This is a genomic window from [Borrelia] turdi, assembly GCF_030439285.2.
In the GTDB taxonomy this organism is placed as follows: domain Bacteria; phylum Spirochaetota; class Spirochaetia; order Borreliales; family Borreliaceae; genus Borreliella; species Borreliella turdi.
This window is the reverse complement of record NZ_CP179622.1, coordinates 1-22,102: the sequence shown is the minus strand read 5'-3', so window position 1 is coordinate 22,102 and position 22,102 is coordinate 1. Positions and strand designations below refer to the sequence as shown.

Here is a 22,102-nt window from a genome sequence, read left to right as displayed (position 1 = left end):
CAACAAATTAACTATAGTTTTATTTCGAATTAAAATCAATTTGTCTTTTTCCAACAAAAGAACTTATTTGAATTCTTTTTGTTAAAAAGTTTAAATAAGTTCTAATTTAGAATAGATCAAAAATAAGCTGTTGCTTTTTAATAATATCCATTAGCATTATAATAATGCTACTTAAAAATCAAATTATGAATTATTTCATTATTTAATGTATTGTAAATATTTCATAAATAAAGCATTTAAAATTGGTCCGAGAATTGCTGCTGCGAGTATCATAAAATGTACTAGTCTGTTCCCCATATTAAGATCTTTACGTAAATTCTTTACTTCATTATCTATCTTAGTATCTAACATAGATATGTCCTTTTGTAAATTTTTTTCTACACTATCTATCTTAGCACTTACATTATCTATCTTAGTATCTAACATAGATATGTCCTTTTGTAAATTTTTTTCTACACTATCTATCTTAGCACTTACATTATTTATCTTAGTATCTAACATAGATATGTCCTTTTGTAAATTTTTTTCTACACTATCTATCTTCGTATTTAAATTCTTTTCTACATTGTCTATCTTAACGTCTAAATTAGATATATCTTTTCGTAAATTCTTCTCTACATCAATCAATTTTTCTTTCAAATATTCGAAGTTGTAATTATCATTATGAAGAAAGACAAAATCTATTGCCTCCTCACTAAACCCTATGTTTAAAAATTCATTTTTTATACTTTCTATGTTATATGTTCTGTACGCTAAATTGTTCATAAAATCCCCATATTATCCTTTTAATTGTTTATACCTTTTTAAAAGTTTATTAACTAAATCTCTTTGACTTTCAAAAAGTTCATCTAATAAAAACCCTGTGAATTTAGCATTACTTTTGTAAAAATCATAACTTTCTTTACTTTTAAGTTGAAATCTTAACGGCTTTATTGGATTTTGCTTTGATTTTTTGAATGTTGAACTTTCTTTATCTCTTAATGATAATAAAGACATAGTAAGTCCATTTTCTATAATAAATGCCTCTTCTAAAAGCCCCTCTTCCATAGCATTGGCTATTCTAATATAGTCATACACTTGAGTTCTTGCTATTCTATAGTTTTTTGCAAAAGAATTAAAACTTGTATATCCATCTAATTTGTAATATTCATTATCTTTTATCTCTTTTAAAATTTTAATAACTTCTATTTTATGAAAAATTTCTTTTTTAAAATTATTTACTAATTTATTTTTTAATTTTTCATAGTATTCTAATTGATGATTGTCCTTTTCTTCTAAATTTCTTTTGTTTATTTTTACTAACATAATAGTACCTCAAATAAAAATTTTTTATCATTAATAAGTTGTCCCGATTAGGGACAAGATAAATTAACTCATTTTATACTTTATCCATTATTTTTAAATAATCCATAAATTTATTAATAGCATTTTTATATTCATACATATAATCTTTTTCTAAAGAAAACCTAGAATTACTAGCTATATTTTTATTTAAATCTTCTCTTTCAGATATAATGCCCAAAAAATCACCCCTATTCTTTAATAAATTTAAAAATTCTTTATGTGTATTATTTTTTTTAAATCTTGTTATGAGCAAAAATACTGGAATTTTTAACCCTAATTTATTTAAAAAGTAATCAAATAGATCTAAACACTCAACCGCCCATTTTTCAGCTATTATTGGAACAATAACATAATCACTACTAAACATTGCATTTTTAAATGCAATGTCAAAACTAGGGGCTGTATCCAATATTACATATTCATAATCACTGCTAAAGCAGCTTAAATTTGATTTTAATAACAAGTCTTTAAATTCTATTTCAATTTCATTAAGCATATGCAAACTTAAATAGCTTGGCAATAAATCCAAATTATTTTCAATGCTTACAATTGCTTTTTTAATATCTAAATCATTGACTAAAACTTCATATATATTATTAAATTTTAAATTTATATTATCTTCTTGTATTTTATCTTGATAGTAACTAGTTACAGATGCTTGTGTATCCATATCTATTAATAATACTTTATTTTTTTTTGATAACAAAAATGATAATGCTAAGCAAGTTGTACTTTTCCCAACACCACCTTTAATTGAGGCAATTGTAATTACTTTTGTTTTTTTTCTATCCATTTTCTAAAAATTCCTTGTTCTGTATATTTTTCCCCATATTTAATCCTCATATAACCTTTTTGTTAAATTCTTCTAGCATTGAAGAATTATTTTCATTTTTCATTATTTCTAATAATTCATGATAATATGTATCAAATACTTTATTATATTCTAATTTCTTTTTGTTATTCAAATGAGCTTTTATAATTGGCTTTATAATTTCAATATTTGCCTTTTCTTTTAGCCGTTCAATAAGTATATTGAAAATGTTTTTCTTTATATTCTCACAATCTTTTTGTGAATTTTCTTTTTTAAATTCAATCGATTTCTCTAATTTAAACGTTATTTTGCTTAAATCGTTATATTTTTGATGTTCAATAATAAAATGCGGCTTATTTTTGTAGTTTTCATATATTTTTTTAAATTCTGTTTCCAATTGTTCAGTATTGTATCCGTTTTTTTCTAATTGTTTTTTGGTATTTTCTAGTATTTCTTTTAATTTGTTTTGTTTATCTTTAAAGCAAGATTTATTAAAAGAAATGTGTTTGTTTTTCGTTAAACCGTTTTCATATCTTTTTACGGTTTTAAATATTTCAATTGTTAAATCTGTTTTAATATCTAATTTTAATATCTTTGAAAGAGTTTTTTTATCGAAAAAGTTGCATTTATTGAAATATTTTGTTTTTTTATATTCTTCTATTTTATTAGAATTTATTTCTTCTTTTATATTATTTTTATTACATAAACATTCCCCTAACTCTACATTACCCTTTTTTGGAGATTTGTCTTTAAGGTAGTTAGACACTCTCGATTTAAATCGAGAGTGTCTTTTTTCTTGAAAATATTGGTTGATTTTAAAGTGGCATTCATTTTTTTTAAAATTAAGTTTATAGTAAATTTCAGTACCACAATTTACCCCCATATGTTTGTAGTAGTTGGTTGTTACTTTTATATCTTTTTCTAATCTATAAAGATATTTTTGTAATGTTCTTAATGTAGTAGTAGCTTGACCATTTCTTTTTAGATTTTTATTAAAGTAATAGAGTATGGTTTTTTGTGTATATTTCTTATATTTGGTGTTTATGTAGTTTAGTGTTGAGATAAGAACTATCAATTTATATTGATGTTTGTTGTAGCAATTTAGACTTTTTTTATTGGTTGATATTGTCATAACCGACAACCTCCTGAATTAGATTTATAATAACTAATATTATAATGCAAAATTTTGAATTAAAAGTAAATACTTTTCGAATAAAATATTAAATTTAATATTTTATAAGTTAGTAAAAGATAAATTGATTTTAATTCTAAATTGGGATACACTACAAGTAACGTAGTTGTTCAAATATTGACATTTGCGACTACCTGAATTAGATAATTTGCAAAAAATGTAATGTAAGGGTTTAGCTTAGTTCTTTGATAAAGAGAATCTAGCTAAGCCCTCATTTTTTTTGCAAAAATTTTTGTAAAAAAGTTGGCAAAAATAGTTTTTGCTATATATTTATTTATAAATCTAATTCAGGAGGTTGACGATTATGTCACACATAGAAAAAAATCAAGAAAATATTCAAAATAATATACAAGCAAAAATAAGCTTCAGAAAAGATATGAAAACCCTAAAAAGGAATTTACCAGGTATTGACAAAAGTCTTAAAGGATATGGATACAGATATCAAAATTTCAATGACATAGTAGAAGAAATTGATAATGTTATTGAAAAGCACAATTTGGAGCTTGATTTTGAACAATATCCAATATCTAAATTTGTAGACGGGCAAAAGGAACATGTTATTAGGACCACATTGTACAGTACAAGTACTGGATATGAATTTTCTTTTGATACACCAACGCTTACAGAAAATTTACAATGGAGCAATGAAAATGGATCTAAAGTTGCAAATACAGTGCATCAGCAGTTTGGTTCAGCTATTACTTATGTCAAAAGGTATGCTTTAGTTGCATGTCTTCACATAAAAAGTGAAGTGGATACTGATGCAGCACCTATTTACAATAATTATGAAAACGGAAATTCTGTTCCTAGCAAGCAAAATAGTGTTAATCAAAAGCAAGAAGAACAAAAAAAAGGCATAAATCAAAATCAAAATAATAACACTATTCAAAACCAAAAAATAGATATTAAGCAAGAACAAAAAAAAGATAGGCTTTATTATTATGGGATTTTTAAAAACGCGTTATCTAACATGAAAAATTGGGTAAATAACCCAACAACAAAAGATAATATAAACTCAATTATTCAAAAAATAAGCTTTATTCAGAAAATAGACCCCAATAATGTTGATGATATCAAGAAAATTGAAGCCGATTTAATCGCGCATTTTGAGAAAAATAGTGATTTTAAGAGTATAAACTATTGGGCAGAGATTATAAAAGACTATTTTAAGAAAAATAATAGATTAAAAGATTTACAAGATTTTGAAAAGTTTATGGCGTTTAAGAGGACTTCTTATGGCCCTAGCCCGCTATTATTCTTTTGTACGTTGAAAGAAGATAAACAATTTGATTATATATTTGCAGCATAGCAATATGTTTAAAGCCCCCAAATAAGGGGGCTATTAGTTAGAATTGATTATTACAAGTTGCTTGACTCGTAAAAGTATCTATACCACCGCCAAGGGCGCCTTTAACTATTTCTTTAAAGGTTGTTTTTTGTTGATCTGCATGTTCCCCACTACATTTATCAAGCTCGCTTTTTATATGATCAAGTGCTGTTTTTATTTTTGCTTCATCATATCCTAAAAATTTATCAAATTCTTCACCAGCTAAGGCGCCTTTTAGCCAATCAAGGTGTGTTTTTTGATCATCAGTTAGTTTTTCTTTAAGCAGTTCTTCTTTAGATTTGGGGTTTTCTTGTGTTACTTCTTTTTGGGTTAAATCACGCTTTCCCCTACTTTTTGTTTGACTTGTATTTGTGTCATTAGAATTACAGCCGTTTAGCATTAATAAAAATAAACAAAATAATATGTTGATAATTTTCATTGTTAGTCCTTTTTTATTAATAATGTTTAATAAATCAATTATTGATACTAAATTTTGGATAAACAATTATTATTTGAATTGATATTCTTGAGGTGAGGTAGTAGCTATTTAGAGATTAAAGCAAATATTAGTCCCGCTATCATTGTTATATCCATTGCTCCCATAATTCCTAATCCCCATTTAAGCATTTCTGTAAGTGGCAGTAAATTTTTTTCTACACTATCTATTTAGCATTAAGATTGGAGATATCTTTCTGTAAAGTCTTTTCTACACGATCTATTTTAGCATCAAGATTAGATATATCTTTCTGTAAATCCTTAAATATAAGATCAAGTCTATCAAACCTTAAATTAAATATTTTTTTCTAAATTTTTTAAATCCCTATATGTAAGATCATCGTGAAAATAGCTTTTGGATAAACTTTGCGCTATTGTCTGTTTCATTCCTAGTCGAATAAACTCTTTATATGCGTGCTCTTGAGTTACCCTTGCAATATTTGTTGATACTGTTTCTATAAAATTTTCCTTTATAGTCATATTATACACTATTTTAGTTTAGTTCGTGGGGTCTATCTACACATATTAAGTATATTTTCTTGCAAGAAAAACCTTTTTGAAATTTACATTTTTAACTGAGAATATTGATTATAGACTTTATTTGCTATAGGCTTTGTTTTTTTAATGTACTCTAAAAGTAGTTTGATATTATGTTTTACTGAAGTTATAGAGTGTTCGTCTTTTAGTTCTGATAAGTCGGGATAAGTATATGTTGGGTAATTTGGATCATTAATTTTAGATTTTGTTTTGGTTAAGAATGTTACAAGATACATAACATAATCTGATAGTTGTGCTTCATATTTAGCTAAAGATTCTAATGTTTGAATAATTGGCGGTTCCGGCTCTTCTGGCAAACTAGCAATAGTAGTACAACATAGTAGTAAAGTAATTAATAAGTAGTTTACTAATCTAAGCATTTTCACCCCTTTTAAGTATATTAACGTATTCTTTCATAATTTTGTTGCGTTTTGCTTTTAGTGAAGATATGATTCTTTTGCTTTTGCTACTAGAAATAGCCTCTATTATATCAATATTGTATTTTAATATCTCTTGTATTTCTTCAAATATTTTCATTGATTCGGCTATTTCCATAGATTTTAGTGTATTAATATATGTTTTATAGAAAAAATCTATTACTTTATTAAAAGTATTAATGTAGTTATGATCTATGTTTGTATCGGTTTTAGCTATGTTAGTTAAGCTTGATAGTAAATTTAATCCTAATTCTATAGTATTATTTTGCATTATTTATTCCTGCTTGATAGATAGGTTTTCCTTCCTCATTGAATTTTAGATTATTAGATATTTTTAGATTTTTTTCATTAGAATTAACCAGATCAATGCATTGATTGATTTTCTCATTTACTGGAGCTAGTGTTTTAGTTATTGATGGACTTAATGCATTATCAAGCCTTTCCATATTTGCTTTATAGATTAATTTATAATGAGAATACAATTCATAAACCAAAAAAAATCCTTTATGAGCGATTTCGCCAAATTCATCTTCAAATTTAGAGAATACGTCAATAAGGTTTGATATGGATTTAAGTCCAATCTCAAGATTATCTTTAGATAATTTCACGAATTAATCTCTTTTTTTAATATTATTATTGCCATTGCCATTTTTAAAAATTTTACCTATTACTATAGATAATATGTCTTTTAGTAGTGGTTTTAGAAGAATCAACCCCCCTAGAACTAGTACTGTTACAAAAATCATTACGGCTATAAGTTTTATTTCGTTTAAATTAATTAGAAGTTCTGTTATTTTAATATCCATTTTTCAATCCTTTATTTTAATTTTTTATCTGTATATACAATATATACCAAAACTTTAATTTTTGCTAAAAAAGTTCACAGTTTTAAAAGATTGGGGACTGCGCCCCCTGATATGTACCGTCTTTTTTGGACATACCACCCCTTGCATAGGGGAATTATGGTAGATGATCCATTAACCCCTGTGTGTTCATATAGTATGGTTTTTTTAGATTCATCGGAATACCTTAGATATATCATTTTGGCCATAAGATGGCTATGGTGTTCTGCGTGAATATCAATATCAAGGTAAATGGGATCATTATCATTATTTTTGTAAAAAATAAGAGTTACATCGTCGCGATACTCCAAGTGAATATATATTGATTTATTCTTGTATTCATACGGATATAGCGTATTACCATAAGTTGTGCCACTATACTCATAATCAGATGGTACTCCTAGTAATTGTTTGGGGACGGGTGTTTTTTGAATGCTGCTTGAATTAGGCATTATCAAAAGATTGTCACTTCTAGATAGAGTAGCTGATGATATACTATTTGTAAGTTGTAATTTTATTTTGCTAAAAAGGCTAGAAAGATTAGTAGAATCGTTGTTAATTAGTTTGTCTGTTATTTTAGTATAAATTTTTTCTACAAAATCTGTATTGGCTGCAAGTTCTTCAGCAATTGTAGACTTGATTATTTCTTTAAAATAGCCTAGCCCTTCTCCTTTAAATGTCTTATCCTTAGTGGTTTTTAAAAAATTTTCATAAGTAATAGCATTGCTACTTGCTACTCCATCGTCAAGCAGTAAAAGATCAGTATTTTTAACATCACGCACCCTATTTAAATCTTTAATTTGAACCGTTTCCGCTTCATCAATTAATAATTTTTCTTGTTCTAAAGCCATAAAGCCCCCTAATTGTTAAAAGTAATAATATTTTGACCATCTTTGTCATTAATTTTAAGAACTCTACCTATGGGAATAATTTTTTTTATAAAAGCATAAATTGAATGATCATAGCCTTTAGGAAGTAAGTTGAATACTAAAGCTTTTTTAGATGCGGCATATCCCGATTTTTTTTCTTTAATTAGTATTTTTTTAGGCCTCTTGCCTTTTGCAGTGCTAGGAGAAATAAATGTGATAAAGTTTGTTTTTATTGCCCCTTTTAGGGAAATATCAATAACACCAGCTTCTGGTGTAGTAACTGAAATATCCACATTCAAAAAAGCCTTAAAAATCAGTCTAAATGACTCATCAGTACCAATATGACGTAAAGCAAAAATCACACTATTGATATTACTTGTAATACTTTGTAGGGTTTGAGTTTTTGCATAAAAAATTGATAAGACTTGAGATATCCATATGGCAATATATCTTGATTTGATATTTTCTTTTGCATCAATGGATATAAAGTTAGAATTAAGCGCTTTAAGCTCATTGAGCAGTTTTTGTGCGTATTCAGTTTCTGTAATTAGAAATTTATGAACTTGAGTATCTTTCAAAAAATTGGGTATTTTCATAATTTTTAATTATCAATGTCAATAAGCAGTCGATCAGTTGTATTGAAAAGTAGCATTGTATCAGCAGTAACGGCAATATCTTGATTTTTTTGAAAATCGCCATCGCTGATGCTTGAAATACTTTGAGTATCTGTATCTTTAACACAAACGTTTATTTCCATTGACCTAATTCCTTTTACTTCATTGACTGGAGCAAAAAAGTCTTGATATTCAAAGCTAATTCCCATATCAGAATAGTTATTTGAAATAATCCTAGAATATATGTTTCTAATTTGGGAGTCTATGTTTAAGTAGAGATAGTTTTTAAGATCCAGTTTGTATTTTACTTTCATGTAAACATATTTTCTTTTCCCAAGTGATATTTTGTAGGATTTAAGTTGCCCGGTTGAGTTGAGTCCATCAATTTCTATGTCTCCATCAAGTAAAGTCCCACTAGGAGTTGTTAGATATAATGTTTCCCAAAGTTTAGCCTTAAATTCGGGGTTGTTAATATTAGTTTTATTAGTGTCTAGTAAATCTTCTTTTAGAATCAGATATATATTAGCTTTTCCAGCTGAACTTTTAATATTAGCATGTTCTATCCCATTAAGATTAAGTAAAGCATTGCGAACTGCGCTGTAAGTTGTGCTTTTAGAAGAAATGTGCTCTTCAATAGCAGCCCAATAAGCACCACCCGGCTTCATTTTCGAAAAAAATAGATTAAGTTCATTAATTATTTCTTCTTCAATCAATGCTAAAGAAGATGCAATTATGTTGTAAATTGAGCTGTGATTATCATCAATATTAATGCCATAACTTACTCTTAAATATTCCCGTTTGGATTTTACTATATCCTTAATTGTACGTTTTAGAATGCCAAAATCAGAATCAAAAACAATGCTCATAAATCAAGTTCCATGTTTAAAACATCGCCCGGGAAAAAAAAGGATATATGTACTTTACGGTCTTGTATTTCAATTGAAATATTGATTATATCTAAGTTAAGATCTTTAGATATTTCATAAAAATAGTTTTTTACAGCTTGAAGATTGTTAATTTTTAAAAGTTTTAAAAGCAAGAAATAGTCTAGTCCCCAATTAGTAGCATAGCTTAAACTGCCTCTTAAGGTTTTTAGGAATATAAATAATTTTTGTTTTTGCTCGTCAATTCCATCAACAAGCGAAAAATCTTTATTAAATAACAATTCAAAATTATTTCCAATTCTTAAATCCATACTAATAATTATAACATATTTAGCAAAAATTACTTAAATAAGCTGTTGATATTAGCAGAAATTCTAGAGGTTGCTATTCTTAAGCTCGCCTCGTCAATTACTGAATCTCCTATGATAGTTATACCGTTGATAGCACTTATAATACTATCTAGAATTTCTTTCAAGCTAGTTGTTTGGTTGGCTATTTCAATTCTACTATTTGCTTTTATCTTAACAGTATCAGAAATTAAATTTAAAGTTTTTGGACTAATTGCGCTAAGTATATAAAAATGATGTTTGTCAAAATGAATATCATCATTTTTATCAAAAATATTAATGCTCGATTGAAGTAGTAAAACAGAATCGTCTTTTGATAGTTCAAAACTGATATTAGATATATTTTTTGTGTGAATTTCTAAGTCTTCAAATTCTGGTATTGTAACTACAGCCTCTTGTGTTTGCTGTTTAAATTCCTTTACAGTGCCAATTCGAGTTATGAAAATATTTGAATAAATCCAATTTTTCATGTCTTCTTGTGCCAATGCATGGCCATAAAGGCGCTGATTCATTCTGTAAATTTCATAGTCTTCTTTACCCATCCTAACTTCCTTTAGCTTTTACGTTTTTTCTATTAGAGTCATCCTCTAGCTTAAGTATCAGTGAACACTCTCCCGTGTTACTAAGGCTTGCGCTTGTTTCTTTTATGGTGGTTTTTATCATTTTCCCTAGCCCATCAATAAATGAAACTTTATCACCAACATTTAGCTTATGTGTGTAAAATGTTTTGGCGTTCCAAAATATAAGATTTATTTTGAGTGTGGTTCCTAAAGTAATTTCTTGTTGTGGGATAAACTCAAGTCCATAATCTTCTAATGCCTCGTAGTGAACATTTCCCCCCTTTTTTTTATAATTAGTAAATATAATATTGCAATCATTTCCCTTTAAACCAGTACCAATATCAGCTATTATGTTATGAACGTATACCCCTTTTATTTTTTCAATAAACTCTTTTGGTGTTGTGGCATAAATATTTTTGTCAATGACTTTAAGTCTATCTTTTTCATCCATACGAATGATATTGCGATTAGGAAATACAGATTCTATTGCCTCTTGCACCGTTTTACCTTTAAAGCTTTTACCCCCTTTGCCCTCCAATTTGCGATTGAAGAAGTTGCTTTTAGTTAATAAACGAACATCAAGCTCTACACTAAAATCTCCACCGGGATAATCAGTGCTCATGGGAGTTCCCAAAGTCCCTGCCATTATAAAATCAAATTTTTTCTCATGAGCAAATTTTTTATAATGTATTTTTACTATATCTCCGAATTTGATATGGTCGTTGAAGTCTAAGGGCAAGTTCCAAAGTACAATTTTTGCTTGTTTGGAACTTATAGTATGAATATTTGAATACACGTTGGATATGGAAATATCAACATGAATTCCATGTTGTGTATTGATTATAATTTTAGGATTTTCTTCTGGAAAAGGAATTCCATAATTTGATTTTTTTGATTTATTTACATCGTAAAATTCAATTTTAAAATCATAACTTAGTAACATAGATTATCCTTTATATTTTTCTAATGTAAATGTTTTCACTACTTCTATTGAAAGACTTACTTCAACTTCATCAATAAAGGGAGTGTCTGTAAACGTAAGACTTGTAATTATAGCTAATTCTTTTAGGCCAAAAGTTGGACTGTAGATAGTAAAAGGAACTTGAGCTTGCAGCCTATTTGCTAATTGTTCTTTTACAAGATGTGTGTCAAAACGGAGCAAAGAATTACCAAAAACAGTCATTTTGAGTGGGGAAAGCATTTCTTTATATAATGACGTTAGCACTCCACCGCTTAAAGAGATATTTTCACCTGTCATTACTGGGTTGTAACTTACATATTCTGCTTTTCTATCATAATAGTTGATAACCGGTCTTTTAGAGCAGCTGGTATTATAAGTCCGCGATATTAGCTGATTTTTTGGTTTCACAAAAAACAATTGGGGAACATATCCGAATCCTCTAAAATCTGGTCTTGGAAATAGTACTAAAAAGTTATCTGCTCCAAAAAGAGCAAATATTTGGGTTGTTACATTTTTTACTATTTGAAAAATTTCTGCAGACGACATTTGTTTATTGTTAGTATTTTCGTTGTTAATAGCCATAAGCAATTACCTTGTTTATAAATTATGGGGTACTGTTTGCCATATCTTCAGATTTAGCTCCAGAAGGCCCACCAGAGTTGTTTTTAGGAGGAAGAGGAGGATCATCTCTAAAAACCCAACCAATATATGGCAATTTGGCAAAAAGACTTTTCAGGCCTTTGAAAAAAGGCTCAATAACATGTGTTTGAAAAGTAAAGCCATTAAGGTAATCGGTGACCATTTTGATGAATTTAAGTAGTGGATCTAAAACAGTGTTGGTTAAGTTTGAAAGAGTTTGCTCAGCTGAGGCCAAATTGCTATCAATCTCTTCCTTAGTATCGGCTTTTTTTGCAATACCTAAAGTTTTGAAATCATTCATCATTTCAACCATCTTAGTAATTCTAGATTCTAGATCTACTTCAGCCCCGCTTTGCCAAGCTTTTTTAGCATCTTCTATATATTTGTCGCCAACTCCCGACCTTTTCAGTAAATCAAAAAGTTCATCTCCTTCTCCACTAAGCAGACTATTAACAGCTTTTACAGCATCCTCACTGCTCATAGCACCGCTAGATTTTAGCATCGCTGAAAATTCTACTGCTTTTTTCAAATTATCTGGACTTAACTTATCTAAATCCCTCAGAGTGCCTTTAAAGACACTTGCTTGATGTAAAAACTCTTCTTTTTCTAAGTCGCGCTCAAATCCCCTCATTCCACTAAGAATCCCCCTTTTACCTTTAGTTCCCATGATCTTATCACGTTCTTCTTTTGTAAAAAACGCGCTATTGAGAAGTTTCGTTCTATTCGTTTTGGATGTTTCTTCAACCGATTTTTTAGCAAATCCTAAAAGTCCTCCTGCTGCTTTACCCATAGCATTGCTAATAACATTTCCCAGGGCGCTACCTATTGCAATTTTGGCAACAAGTCCTTTTCCTTGAGAATCCGCTAGCATTTTACTTTTTGTTTTTGATTCTTTTGCAAGTTCTTTATACTCAAGACGTCTTTTGTCTCTATCCGACATTAAGGATCTTTTGAATGCCTCTTTTCTAGCCTTTTCAAAGCCCATACCTTGTTTTATGAGCTTTTTAGTTTGTGTCAGTCTATATTTCTCAACACGTTCTCTCAAGCTTTCAAATTTAGATTGTCTGCTAAGTTCTTTTTTCTTATCCGACAAATTATTTTTTACAATATCTTTAGTACTACCCAAACTAGATTTTCTAGGCTTAAGATATTTTTCCATTTTGGTAATATCTTGTTCAATAGCCTTTTTTGTTGCAGCATGATCAAGAATCCCCTTGAATGTAATGGTGAATTTGTCGCTCATTAGGGCCTCACTTGCTTAGAATTAATTCATACAATTCTTTTTCCAATTTAAGATTAGCAATTTGGTTGACTTCAATAAGCTCATCATAAGGCAATTTCTTAACCGTGTCGTACGAGCAAATATTCATAATTATTGGGAAGTAATATTTATTGTTTTTTATCTCCTCAACCAACTTAAAATACTTTTTTCTGCTATCATTAAGATTTTCAATAGCTTTATCAATATCTCTATTTTTGTGCTTTAGCATTGACTAGTGTCCAGCTCATTGAAATTAGGTGTAAGTAAAGCTGTTACTTTTTCATAATCAAAATTATCATCAATATAGTCAAAAGCAACAAAATCACCAACATTATTTTCATATTCACTCAAATATACTAAGGCGGGTTTTTTCAAATCATTGTCCATGTGAAAAGTATTGAATTGCGCGGTGTAAATAATAGCAACAAGATAGTCTTTATAATAGGCAATAAATTCTCTATTCGCATCTAGAATCACATAGAATTCGTCTAAAAATTTTGGACTTATCATTAAGCTTGTAATTTCTCTTAGGTATTTTACTTCATTAAGTTTAGAAATGGCGTCATTTTGATTGAATCCTAATACTTGATCCCATTCATAGACTGGCAATACTCTTAGTGGGTATTCGTAGGTTTTGTTTTTAGTCAAAATTTTCATTTTGTATCGCATTATCATGATATTACTCCTTTTATTTTTTGTTTGGGTTGATTTTTTGGCAATTAATAGCTCTAATTTCAAAAGTAACTTTTTCGGCCTCTGCTGAATAACTTCTGGAGGGTTCTTCAGTAAAAATTGCATAGTTAGTAATAATTTTGGTAGCAATTCTGTCATTGAATACTAAATCAAGCATCTTATCATATTTGCTAACATCCATATTATAAAACTGATCGTCTGAAATTTCAGTTAACAAAATATAGTCATGACTACCTAGGGTAACTTCAATATTGAAAATATAAGTTATGGTTTTAGGATCCCTCAAGCTTATTACGGGCATTCCTTTGTCTTCATTACTAACCACTGCCCTTGTTGTAGGCTCGCTTGTAAGCTCTAACTTACCACTATGTAGTTGTCTACCACCGATTGAAAAGTAAACTTCCCTTAAATCATAAAATTGCATAATTTTTCACTCCTTATACCCTTAAACTATTTTGATAATCAACTATATCTTGAGAAGTAATTACTAAAGCAACAAAATTAATACTAAAGTTATAAGTAATATTCACGCTAAGTTCCAATTTTAGAATTGAAGATGGAGATAATATAAGCTTTAAGTCTTTATACTGAATAATCAATCCCCTATCAATAAACTTTTTAAGTAGGCATTCAATTGCAGAAGTATATGCATTGTCCCTAGCCCCACTAAGTTGAAGTGCAGATAATTTACTGTTTTGTCTATTGTTTTTGTTCCAAATCCTAATAAGCTCAATAATAGCCTCATTTTTTATATAATGATAAGTGAAAATCTCGTCTATTGGGTTACCAGCAAGATCAACTCCTTCTTTAAAAGCAGGCATGCCATCAAGACCGGTTTCATTAAGAAGTGAGTAAAAATTGATTTTTGCATTCCTTAGTTTTGTAATTTTAGTGTCATCAACAAGCGGTACAGTAGCTAGTTGCATTCCATAAGGATTAACTGAATGAAATATACTAGCTTGATGCAAATATTGACTTATAAATTTGAGATGAAGATTGTCCTGATTGCTACTATAAATAACAATATTTCTTGCTTTATCGGTATTGCTTTTACCATTATTAAATAGGTGTTTTATTGTATCTTCTTTAGTTGAGAATACAAAAAAAGTTGAGGGCATTTTGAACGTATTATAGTCGTCCTTGTAAACGGTCAGTCCATCATCTGAACTCCCATTATCACTTTGAGTATTAATAAGCACAACAAAAGAGTGCCTATGTTCCTTAAGGTAATCTTTTAGTTTTTCAGGCTTGTCCTTGTAAATGAAAAGAACAGCTGATTTTAATGATTCTTCACTTGAATTGAAAAAATCTGCCATTGCGGTTTTTAGTAGTGTTTTTTCTTTTTCAAACTGATCTTGTCCATTTCCATTATCTTTTTCTAAAGTTTCAATTTGTTGCTCATAGTTATTAATAGTTAAACTAAGTATTTTAAAGTCAGCTGCATTGTTATTAACTTTAATTTTAGCTGCTTTATATACTAAAAGCGGACTATAATAATTTGGTTTACTAACTTCAATTCTAGAGTCAATTAAACTTACACTAATTGTATCTTGTGGCAATTTTATATTCCTCCTTTAAAATTTCAATTACTTTTACGCTAGCATTACATGCTACAGATGAGCTATATGCATGGTTGCTATACTTTGTTCCTAAAGTTATCATGCCAACTGTTTGCATATTTGATATTGGATAAATGTAAAAGCTTATTTTAGTCATATATTCAGATTGATGTGGACTAGACAATGTATAATTGTGTATTTTATTATGCATAAACTCACTAAGTAGCCCATAAAGCACTAACATACGTGAATTTGCATCAAAGTCTCTAGCATTTAACACTATTGCAATAACATATATTTGAAAATTAAAATTAAACTCCAAAACATTTTGATAAAATTCTCCATTTCTAGAATTATGATCAAATAAATTCTGTGTACCATCAAATTTCAATGCTATTATATTAGGACTAGTAGTTGTGATCTTTGAAAGATATGGATGGTTGTAAGTATTTATGATGTCGCATTCAAAATCATTTAAAGCAGCATATGCCTTAAATCCTTTAAATATCTTAATTAAATAATTTAAAATCGTATCTAAAGTCACAATCATTCAAGTGTTACCTTATAATCAAGCTCTGATAACATTTTAGATGTATCAACAAGTGGAATTGCTGCGGTGCTACTACCTTTTTTAAATTTTCTTTTGATTGTATTATCCTTTAAGCTTGGCACAACTTGCCCCGATAGTACATAATTCTCATAGTATCTAATAAAAGCTTCGCCGATAGCATGCATTCCAGATTTAGGATCAATATTAAACTTAGAATTTATATAACTGTTATTGATATATTCTCTAAATTCAGCGCTACCAGCAATTTTGGTTAAATGTTTTCTTATCGGTAATTTAGTGCTCCCTTTTTCATGCATTCTAGCAATATTAGAACGACCCCCAAACCAGCCAATTTCTAATTGAATACTTATCTTTAAGTCATCCATATAAATTCCTTTAAGACAAGAGTGAAGTACCCAATTGAAGAGTCAATGCTAAATATTTCATAATAAACTAAATCTGAAATTGATATTCTATCCTTTAGTTCATAGTTGAGATTTGCATATGTGTAAAGTTTAGAATAACCTTGAATATCGGATAAATTAGAATCATGTAAAGCCGCAAGTTCTTGTGGCTTTATATCAATAATAACCCCAATAAATTCAGTGTACTCATTTTTGTTAAATATTCGCTGATAAGACTCATCTCCTTCAAGTTTTATAATGTTTGCTTTATAGAACCTTAAGGGCTCAGGATCCTTAAAGACATTAATCATGCGGAAAGACATATCCGCTAGTCTTTTTCTAACACCATTCACTAGATAACCCCCATACAAGATGGTGTTGAAGTATCTCGCTTGAGCTTTTCTAAAAATGAATCAAGCTGCAAACAGAAGTTTTTACTTGATGCACAACTTTCACCGCCTTCTTCTACTCCTTTACCACCTGGATAATAGTCAAGCTCAAGCTCATTGAATTTTTCTTTTTTTATTCTTTCAAATTCAAATTCACGAACAATCCCTTGCTTTCTTAATTGACACCCCATGTGGTAGAAGGTAAGCAAAAATATTTGTTCATATGTAAGCGAACTAGAATCAATACCACGTGTTACTAGAATTGCTTGAAGCAGTGATAAATGAAGTAGAAAATTTTGCCTACTTAGTGCAAATTTGTCTATTCCCAATAGTAACAATACTTCAGAATGCAGTTTGGTTACTAAAAGCTCTTCTTCACTTTTAATTTGAGCCTGCAAGTCTTTTTGTTCACTCATTTCACTTGCCCCATGTGTTTAATTTTGTTTGATATTGACTTGCAAAATAGTATTTTTAGTAGCTAACAACCCTCCTAAAACAAAATCAATGTATGAATGAGCAATATCAGTTGAATCTCTATCAACTTGTTCATTCGGAGTAGGCAACATATACTTACTAGGCTTGAACTTAATAAGCTCCGGATTTAATGGATAGACGAGTACTTGGTGCTTTAGTAAGTTTGAAGTTTCAATGTAAACATCTTCTCTATTATTAATAGCCTTAATAGTCTGAATCAAAATATCTTCCCATTTTTCACAACTAATTGCAGGAGCTTGTGTTGCTGCATATGGTTTTACCAATTTTAATGAAGTCGCGGGGTCAACTATTACCATCATAGGTGTAGAAAATTCATCCCCCAGCTCTAGTTTTGAAAGTCCAGATTCAATTTTTTCAAATATTTTATCCATCTTGTCCTTATTGCCATTATCAACTTCTTCTTTTACTTGGTATGGCATATTAAGGAGCCCATACATATTAGGAAGTAGACGTTTTTGATTTTTACCATCTTTTTGAATTGAAACAGTACCCGTTAGTACAAAGTGATTAATAAGTTTGATAATTTCGCTGCTTGCAAGTTTATAAGCTTGTGCAAAAGGTAGTAGATTATTATTAATGTCGCCAATATAAGAATCTGAAGTGTAAAATTTTTCAGAAGCCTGCTTTAGGTGTCTAAATTTATACTGTAGTTTCAAATAATTAAGCCGCACTACTTCAGAACTAAATCCAATAGTTGAGATAGTATTAACCTCATTAGCAATTGTTGTAGGGTTGGCATTAAGAAATGCATCCCATTTTACAGTTTTTTGATAACCCATTTGTAGATCAACATCTTCAATTTGTTCGGGCAAAAACCATTTATACATTATAGGATCCTTAATTTCCCCTATAATATTTGCTACAGCTTTTGCATAATAATTTTCATCAAATAATTCCATATCAAATCCTCCTAAATATCATTAATTTTGACTTATAGCTTTATTGCCAAATACTATTACTTTTATCAAATAAACATCATTGCTAATTTTTACTGCATTAGACAATGCTATTGCATTAATATTTGCTTTACTTGGGGGTGCTCCTGGGGCCTTTTCAAGCGCACCGTCTTTATTGAAAATAAGCTTATCTTTTGCTTTAGGCGTAGAATCTTTTGCGACCAAATATCCCTCAAAGTTATTTGTAATTGGAACAATAGTAGCGGTTTTGCTAAACTCGTCTATATCTATGCATATTCCATATAAGTCTTCACCACCACCAGCCTCAACATAAGGCTCATAGTGAATTTCATTTGCTTTTTCTTCTTGAATAACTCTTTTGATCCCACGCTTGTACGGATACCCCAAAAATGGGTGATTTTCCAGTTTGTCAAACTTACTGGTTCTAGTACCTCCAGAAGCAAAAAATTGCACGTTTTTGTCTCTAAACTCTAAAGAATTACTAAGCAAACCAGCATAATGATGTGGATTTTTCATAAACTTTTCCAGTTTATTACGACTTTCTTGATAATCTTTTACTAATTGTGTTGTATTTGCCATTCAATTACCTCCTTTTTATCCCCCTACGCCCGAAACAGCATGAGCAAACACTTCTTTTTCAAGTCCTCTATTGCCAAAAACTGTAACTTTTATCAAATTGATGGAATAATTTTCTTTGGGCCCTCTAGCTTGAGCCTGCTTTGAACCCTTATCTTCAGATACAAAATTGATTGTAAATGAATCAGATAATGCATACGCATTAATTACAGTTGGACGTCCACCTCCAGCCTTGATAATAACCCCATCAACATTAATGTCTAATATTTCTCCTGCTTTTATATTTGGGTTTCTTGTTACAAGGTATCCTTCAAAGTTATTGGTAATTGGCAAAACATATGCTATGCAACTAAACTCACATACATCAACACATATGCCATATAGATCAGTATCAGCACCAATCTCAACATATACAGAATTCTCTTTTGGAACAAGTTTGACCCCGCGCTTGTATGGAAAACTATTTTTTGGATCGTAAAAGTATTTCTCTATTTTGTCTGTAAAGCTTGAACATGCAAATATATAAGCATCAAAGCGCTCATTTTTTGACCTAAAACAACCATTAGAACTGCTAAAAACTTTATTTTCAATCGAACTCATTGATTTTGCATATTTTTTGAATTTCAAAAGGATATCATCAAGTTCATTACCTGAATCTAGATAATGATCTTTTGCCTGGTCATCTTCGGCTTGTCTTGCTTGGCGTTTAGCCCTGGGAGCAGTCGGTGAAACTTCTGGTTCTAAACTTAATTGCGAAATATCATCAATCTCAAGACTTTTGCCTTGCCCCTTACCTTTTGCCACCATAATTTACTACCCCTTTATAGCTCTATTTCCAAAAACACTAGCAAGTACTATAAATAACTCTTCGGTTAATTTCTGTACTTTTGATAGCGCTATGGCATTAACAGTTTTATCAGCTCCAGTAGTCTTTTCAAGCTCACCATGTTGATTAAAATGCAGCTTATCACCTGGATTTACTCCATTTTGCCCATTTTTCTTAAATGTTAAATAACCCGTAAAGTTATTAGTAATTGGAATTACAGTTGCCATGCCACTAAACTCATCTATATCAGTGCATACTCCATATAAGTCATCCCCGCCTCCAGCCTCAACTTCAAGTTCTGATGCTCCATCATCACTAAAACTAAGTTTTACTCCGCGCTTGTAGGGATACCCTTTTACAGGATAATTTTCTATTTTGTCTTTACTACTGGTACGAACACCATCAGAATTTGAAAAAATTAGGTTTTTATCTCTAAACCCTAAAGAATTCCCTAATAAACTAGCATCCTGCTTAGGATTTTTCATCAATGCCTTAATCTCAGCAACTTTTTTATCAAATTCTTGTTTTATTTTTGTAATATCACTCATTAAAAACTCCTTTAAGCAATACTTGTTCTTTTGTTTCTTTTCAAGTTTTCATAAAACTGAACTCGTCTTTGCTTATACGTATTACTTACAGCTTGTACAAACTCCGTGAAATTAATTGGAACAAAATTGGGATCAAGTAAACTTACTCTCTCTTCTGATTTAGCAATAATATTGCCCTTTATAGACTCAACAGATGAAGAATTCCCATTGGCATTCTTTCTCAGTTTAATATTGACTTTGGCTAAAGAAACAAGTTGTTCTAATATCTCTCCATCAATGTGGCTTATATCTGGTGATTTAGAAATAGCTTTAATTTGCTCAATTGGAACAAACTTGCGAACAAGTTCTCTACGCTGTGCCTGCATAATGTCTTTTAAAGAGTATCCTTTTGCAAGTAGTGTCTCCTTATTAAAATGGCTGCTAAGATGCGCTTTTGCAAGCGTATCAATTTCATTTATACGCTCGGCTTCTAGTAATAATTGCCTTTCAACACGTTCTCTCTCTTCAACTTCAGCAAGTTCTTTTGTTATTCGCTCATTTATAGTTAAATCACGAGTTGTCTCTTTAGGTTTTGCATTATTTGATTGTTCCTTTAAGCGCATATACTCTTCAAATTCCTCAGCACTTATAATTTTAGTATCAGATTGAATTTGAGATTCTTCTTTAACTTGTGCCTCACGTTCTTCTTTTTCTTCATTTTTAATCAATTTTTAACTCCTTTTCTCAAAATGAGAATAATTTTTCTTTTAAAAAAGATCGCTCCTCATTAGTGAAAGAACTGCTTTGCATAAGCTCGTTATATTTGCTGTAAAGTTCAATTAGCTTTATGTCTCTTTCTACTTTTTGATCTTCGCTCAACATAATCAGTGAATTAAATCTCATATCAAGGCCAAAATATTTAGCAAGTTTCAAATTACAAGAATTCTCAACCTGTTCTTGTACGCCTTTTAGAAAATCATAATAATTGCTCCTATCACCTTTGCCATCATTTCCGAGTCCTTTAGCCTGCTCGTTGAAACTTCTAGTTAGCGGTTCTTTAGTATCAGCACCAATTTTTGCTTTAATTAATGCTAGGGCTTCTTTTAGATAGCTAAGATCATACTTAATAACCTCCAAACTAGCGCTAGGAGTTGCTGTATAAAACATCCCCTCATTGTTAAGATTGCTTTTAAGCCTAGCAAGTTCGTTAGCTAAAGAGTCATTAAGGCTGCGTAAATTAGAAATATCTTTACTATGATTGCTTGAATTCTGTTTTCTTAAAAATCCAGATAAAATACCACTTCCTTTATCACTACTGCTTTGAGTAAGTGCACTTAAAGAAGTTGTAGCACTTGAGAGTGCATCTTGTAGTTGTACTAAAGATTCATCTTTATAAAATAAAAAATTGTGGTTCTCAATACGTTTTTCTATTTCAACGTATATCTTTTCAAATAAATAAATATCTAACAAAAAACTTTCCGTATAACACGGAACATATCTTTTTAAGATATAATCGAAATTTTCATATATTATGAGTCGGCTTTTGTGTATTTTAACTGCATCTAAAGAATTGCCATTATTATTGGCTTTTACTTTATAAGTTATATGATCAAAATCAACCCCCAAATCTCTTACAGATTCATGATCAAGGTATTCAAATCCAATAGGTAGCTCTATATTGACGGGTTCTTCAAGGTCTAGTAGTGTATCTTTGGTTTTAACTAAAATATATCCAATTCCATGAAAACGGAAGCTTATAATACAATTTAAAAGCGCATTCTTAAGTTGCACCTTTAATCTAGAAAGTTCCGCCTCACTAACATTGCGACCAGTACTCTCAAGAACAAGTCCGTTCTTGAGACAGTCTTCTGCTACATTTTCAATGTAATTTCTAAAAAATATCGAATATCGATATAGTTCTAATGCACTTACTTTATCTACTAGTTTTGCTTTTCTTAAATTACACACTTTTTTATTTCTTATTCTTAATTTTCTTAATTAAATTACGTGTATAATAGCAAAAACTAATATTTTTGTCAATAAAAT

Annotated in this window: 32 protein-coding genes and 1 pseudogene; 1 reads left to right on the top strand and 32 read right to left on the bottom strand. The window is 29.8% G+C overall.

The features are described from left to right. Positions 1 to 198 precede the first annotated feature (198 nt). The 4 genes from bdr (QIA31_RS05465) to QIA31_RS05450 form a co-directional block, all read right to left on the bottom strand. Entirely contained in the window at positions 199 to 765 is a 567-nt protein-coding gene (gene bdr, locus QIA31_RS05465) for a Bdr family repetitive protein (protein ID WP_418905369.1), read from the bottom strand. Positions 766 to 777: 12 nt separating this feature from the next. After that, a complete protein-coding gene (locus QIA31_RS05460; RefSeq protein ID WP_418905368.1) occupies positions 778 to 1,305 on the bottom strand; it encodes a chromosome replication/partitioning protein in 528 nt (175 codons plus the stop codon). 73 nt (positions 1,306 to 1,378) lie between these two features. Continuing rightward, the gene (locus tag QIA31_RS05455; RefSeq protein ID WP_418905367.1) at positions 1,379 to 2,137 is read right to left on the bottom strand and encodes a ParA family protein; all 759 of its coding nucleotides are present in this window, start codon (positions 2,135 to 2,137) and stop codon (positions 1,379 to 1,381) included. Positions 2,138 to 2,183: 46 nt separating this feature from the next. Then, positions 2,184 to 3,287, bottom strand: coding sequence for a plasmid maintenance protein (locus QIA31_RS05450; protein ID WP_418905366.1), 1,104 nt, complete (start codon positions 3,285 to 3,287; stop codon positions 2,184 to 2,186). Between the two features lie 364 nt (positions 3,288 to 3,651). Between QIA31_RS05450 and QIA31_RS05445 the strand changes: the two genes are divergently transcribed. Continuing rightward, entirely contained in the window at positions 3,652 to 4,656 is a 1,005-nt protein-coding gene (locus QIA31_RS05445; RefSeq protein ID WP_418905365.1) for an ERF family protein, read from the top strand. Positions 4,657 to 4,693: 37 nt separating this feature from the next. On the opposite strand, the gene QIA31_RS05440 is transcribed toward QIA31_RS05445, so the two are convergent. From QIA31_RS05440 to QIA31_RS05305, 28 genes and pseudogenes are all read right to left on the bottom strand, one after another. Then, the gene (locus QIA31_RS05440; RefSeq protein WP_418905364.1) at positions 4,694 to 5,113 is read right to left on the bottom strand and encodes an Mlp family lipoprotein; all 420 of its coding nucleotides are present in this window, start codon (positions 5,111 to 5,113) and stop codon (positions 4,694 to 4,696) included. A 104-nt stretch (positions 5,114 to 5,217) separates the two neighbouring features. Then, positions 5,218 to 5,628 (bottom strand): annotated as a pseudogene (gene bdr, locus QIA31_RS05435) (Bdr family repetitive protein). A 104-nt stretch (positions 5,629 to 5,732) separates the two neighbouring features. Then, positions 5,733 to 6,086, bottom strand: a complete 354-nt coding sequence (locus QIA31_RS05430) for a BBA14 family lipoprotein (RefSeq protein WP_418905363.1) — start codon at positions 6,084 to 6,086, stop codon at positions 5,733 to 5,735. Beyond that, a complete protein-coding gene (locus QIA31_RS05425; RefSeq protein ID WP_418905362.1) occupies positions 6,079 to 6,414 on the bottom strand; it encodes a BlyB family putative holin accessory protein in 336 nt (111 codons plus the stop codon). Before QIA31_RS05425 ends, QIA31_RS05430 begins: the two co-directional genes overlap by 8 nt. Next, positions 6,404 to 6,751, bottom strand: a complete 348-nt coding sequence (locus QIA31_RS05420; RefSeq protein ID WP_210361775.1) for a BlyB family putative holin accessory protein — start codon at positions 6,749 to 6,751, stop codon at positions 6,404 to 6,406. Before QIA31_RS05420 ends, QIA31_RS05425 begins: the two co-directional genes overlap by 11 nt. A 3-nt stretch (positions 6,752 to 6,754) precedes the next feature. Then, a complete protein-coding gene (locus QIA31_RS05415) occupies positions 6,755 to 6,949 on the bottom strand; it encodes a BlyA family holin (RefSeq protein WP_418905361.1) in 195 nt (64 codons plus the stop codon). Between the two features lie 74 nt (positions 6,950 to 7,023). After that, on the bottom strand, positions 7,024 to 7,836 hold the full coding sequence (locus QIA31_RS05410; RefSeq protein WP_418905396.1) for a DUF685 domain-containing protein: 813 nt from the start codon (positions 7,834 to 7,836) through the stop codon (positions 7,024 to 7,026). Positions 7,837 to 7,844: 8 nt separating this feature from the next. Further along, positions 7,845 to 8,450 carry a DUF735 family protein gene (locus QIA31_RS05405; protein ID WP_418905395.1) on the bottom strand — a complete coding sequence of 202 codons (606 nt, stop codon included), beginning with the start codon at positions 8,448 to 8,450 and terminating at the stop codon, positions 7,845 to 7,847. Between the two features lie 5 nt (positions 8,451 to 8,455). Next, a complete protein-coding gene (locus tag QIA31_RS05400; RefSeq protein ID WP_418905394.1) occupies positions 8,456 to 9,334 on the bottom strand; it encodes a DUF276 domain-containing protein in 879 nt (292 codons plus the stop codon). Continuing rightward, positions 9,331 to 9,663, bottom strand: a complete 333-nt coding sequence (locus QIA31_RS05395; protein WP_012621354.1) for a contractile injection system sheath initiator — start codon at positions 9,661 to 9,663, stop codon at positions 9,331 to 9,333. The genes QIA31_RS05400 and QIA31_RS05395 overlap by 4 nt, the downstream gene beginning before the upstream one ends. Before the next feature lie 29 nt (positions 9,664 to 9,692). Continuing rightward, positions 9,693 to 10,241 carry a DUF777 family protein gene (locus QIA31_RS05390; RefSeq protein WP_418905393.1) on the bottom strand — a complete coding sequence of 183 codons (549 nt, stop codon included), beginning with the start codon at positions 10,239 to 10,241 and terminating at the stop codon, positions 9,693 to 9,695. Between the two features lies 1 nt (position 10,242). Further along, a complete protein-coding gene (locus QIA31_RS05385; protein WP_418905392.1) occupies positions 10,243 to 11,202 on the bottom strand; it encodes a DUF693 family protein in 960 nt (319 codons plus the stop codon). A 3-nt stretch (positions 11,203 to 11,205) separates the two neighbouring features. Then, on the bottom strand, positions 11,206 to 11,802 hold the full coding sequence (locus QIA31_RS05380; RefSeq protein ID WP_418905391.1) for a DUF792 family protein: 597 nt from the start codon (positions 11,800 to 11,802) through the stop codon (positions 11,206 to 11,208). A 22-nt stretch (positions 11,803 to 11,824) separates the two neighbouring features. Further along, complete coding sequence (locus QIA31_RS05375; protein WP_418905390.1) at positions 11,825 to 13,102, bottom strand: DUF759 family protein; 1,278 nt, start codon at positions 13,100 to 13,102, stop codon at positions 11,825 to 11,827. 7 nt (positions 13,103 to 13,109) lie between these two features. Further along, a complete protein-coding gene (locus QIA31_RS05370; RefSeq protein WP_418905389.1) occupies positions 13,110 to 13,349 on the bottom strand; it encodes a DUF1322 family protein in 240 nt (79 codons plus the stop codon). Further along, entirely contained in the window at positions 13,343 to 13,795 is a 453-nt protein-coding gene (locus QIA31_RS05365) for a DUF1473 family protein (protein ID WP_418905388.1), read from the bottom strand. The genes QIA31_RS05370 and QIA31_RS05365 overlap by 7 nt, the downstream gene beginning before the upstream one ends. Positions 13,796 to 13,808: 13 nt before the next feature. Next, on the bottom strand, positions 13,809 to 14,237 hold the full coding sequence (locus QIA31_RS05360) for a DUF1463 family protein (protein ID WP_418905387.1): 429 nt from the start codon (positions 14,235 to 14,237) through the stop codon (positions 13,809 to 13,811). Between the two features lie 13 nt (positions 14,238 to 14,250). After that, a complete protein-coding gene (locus tag QIA31_RS05355; protein ID WP_418905386.1) occupies positions 14,251 to 15,372 on the bottom strand; it encodes a DUF787 family protein in 1,122 nt (373 codons plus the stop codon). Continuing rightward, positions 15,353 to 15,922: a DUF764 family protein gene (locus QIA31_RS05350; RefSeq protein WP_330529176.1), complete on the bottom strand. Its 570-nt coding sequence runs from the start codon at positions 15,920 to 15,922 to the stop codon at positions 15,353 to 15,355. Before QIA31_RS05350 ends, QIA31_RS05355 begins: the two co-directional genes overlap by 20 nt. Further along, a complete protein-coding gene (locus QIA31_RS05345; protein WP_418905385.1) occupies positions 15,919 to 16,308 on the bottom strand; it encodes a hypothetical protein in 390 nt (129 codons plus the stop codon). The genes QIA31_RS05350 and QIA31_RS05345 overlap by 4 nt, the downstream gene beginning before the upstream one ends. Beyond that, positions 16,296 to 16,679 (bottom strand): DUF1506 family protein, encoded by a 384-nt coding sequence (locus tag QIA31_RS05340; protein ID WP_418905384.1) that lies wholly within the window; start codon positions 16,677 to 16,679, stop codon positions 16,296 to 16,298. Before QIA31_RS05340 ends, QIA31_RS05345 begins: the two co-directional genes overlap by 13 nt. Further along, complete coding sequence (locus QIA31_RS05335) at positions 16,679 to 17,131, bottom strand: DUF3890 domain-containing protein (protein ID WP_418905383.1); 453 nt, start codon at positions 17,129 to 17,131, stop codon at positions 16,679 to 16,681. Before QIA31_RS05335 ends, QIA31_RS05340 begins: the two co-directional genes overlap by 1 nt. 18 nt (positions 17,132 to 17,149) lie before the next feature. Then, complete coding sequence (locus QIA31_RS05330; RefSeq protein WP_418905382.1) at positions 17,150 to 18,109, bottom strand: hypothetical protein; 960 nt, start codon at positions 18,107 to 18,109, stop codon at positions 17,150 to 17,152. 21 nt (positions 18,110 to 18,130) lie between these two features. Next, the gene (locus QIA31_RS05325; RefSeq protein ID WP_418905381.1) at positions 18,131 to 18,706 is read right to left on the bottom strand and encodes a DUF228 domain-containing protein; all 576 of its coding nucleotides are present in this window, start codon (positions 18,704 to 18,706) and stop codon (positions 18,131 to 18,133) included. Positions 18,707 to 18,721: 15 nt separating this feature from the next. Further along, positions 18,722 to 19,510, bottom strand: a complete 789-nt coding sequence (locus tag QIA31_RS05320) for a DUF228 domain-containing protein (RefSeq protein WP_418905380.1) — start codon at positions 19,508 to 19,510, stop codon at positions 18,722 to 18,724. A 6-nt stretch (positions 19,511 to 19,516) separates the two neighbouring features. Beyond that, entirely contained in the window at positions 19,517 to 20,077 is a 561-nt protein-coding gene (locus tag QIA31_RS05315; RefSeq protein ID WP_418905379.1) for a DUF228 domain-containing protein, read from the bottom strand. Positions 20,078 to 20,088: 11 nt separating this feature from the next. Continuing rightward, complete coding sequence (locus tag QIA31_RS05310; RefSeq protein ID WP_418905378.1) at positions 20,089 to 20,784, bottom strand: DUF1357 family protein; 696 nt, start codon at positions 20,782 to 20,784, stop codon at positions 20,089 to 20,091. 16 nt (positions 20,785 to 20,800) lie between these two features. Further along, positions 20,801 to 22,024: a phage portal protein gene (locus tag QIA31_RS05305; protein WP_012621363.1), complete on the bottom strand. Its 1,224-nt coding sequence runs from the start codon at positions 22,022 to 22,024 to the stop codon at positions 20,801 to 20,803. Between the last annotated feature and the right edge of the window lie 78 nt (positions 22,025 to 22,102).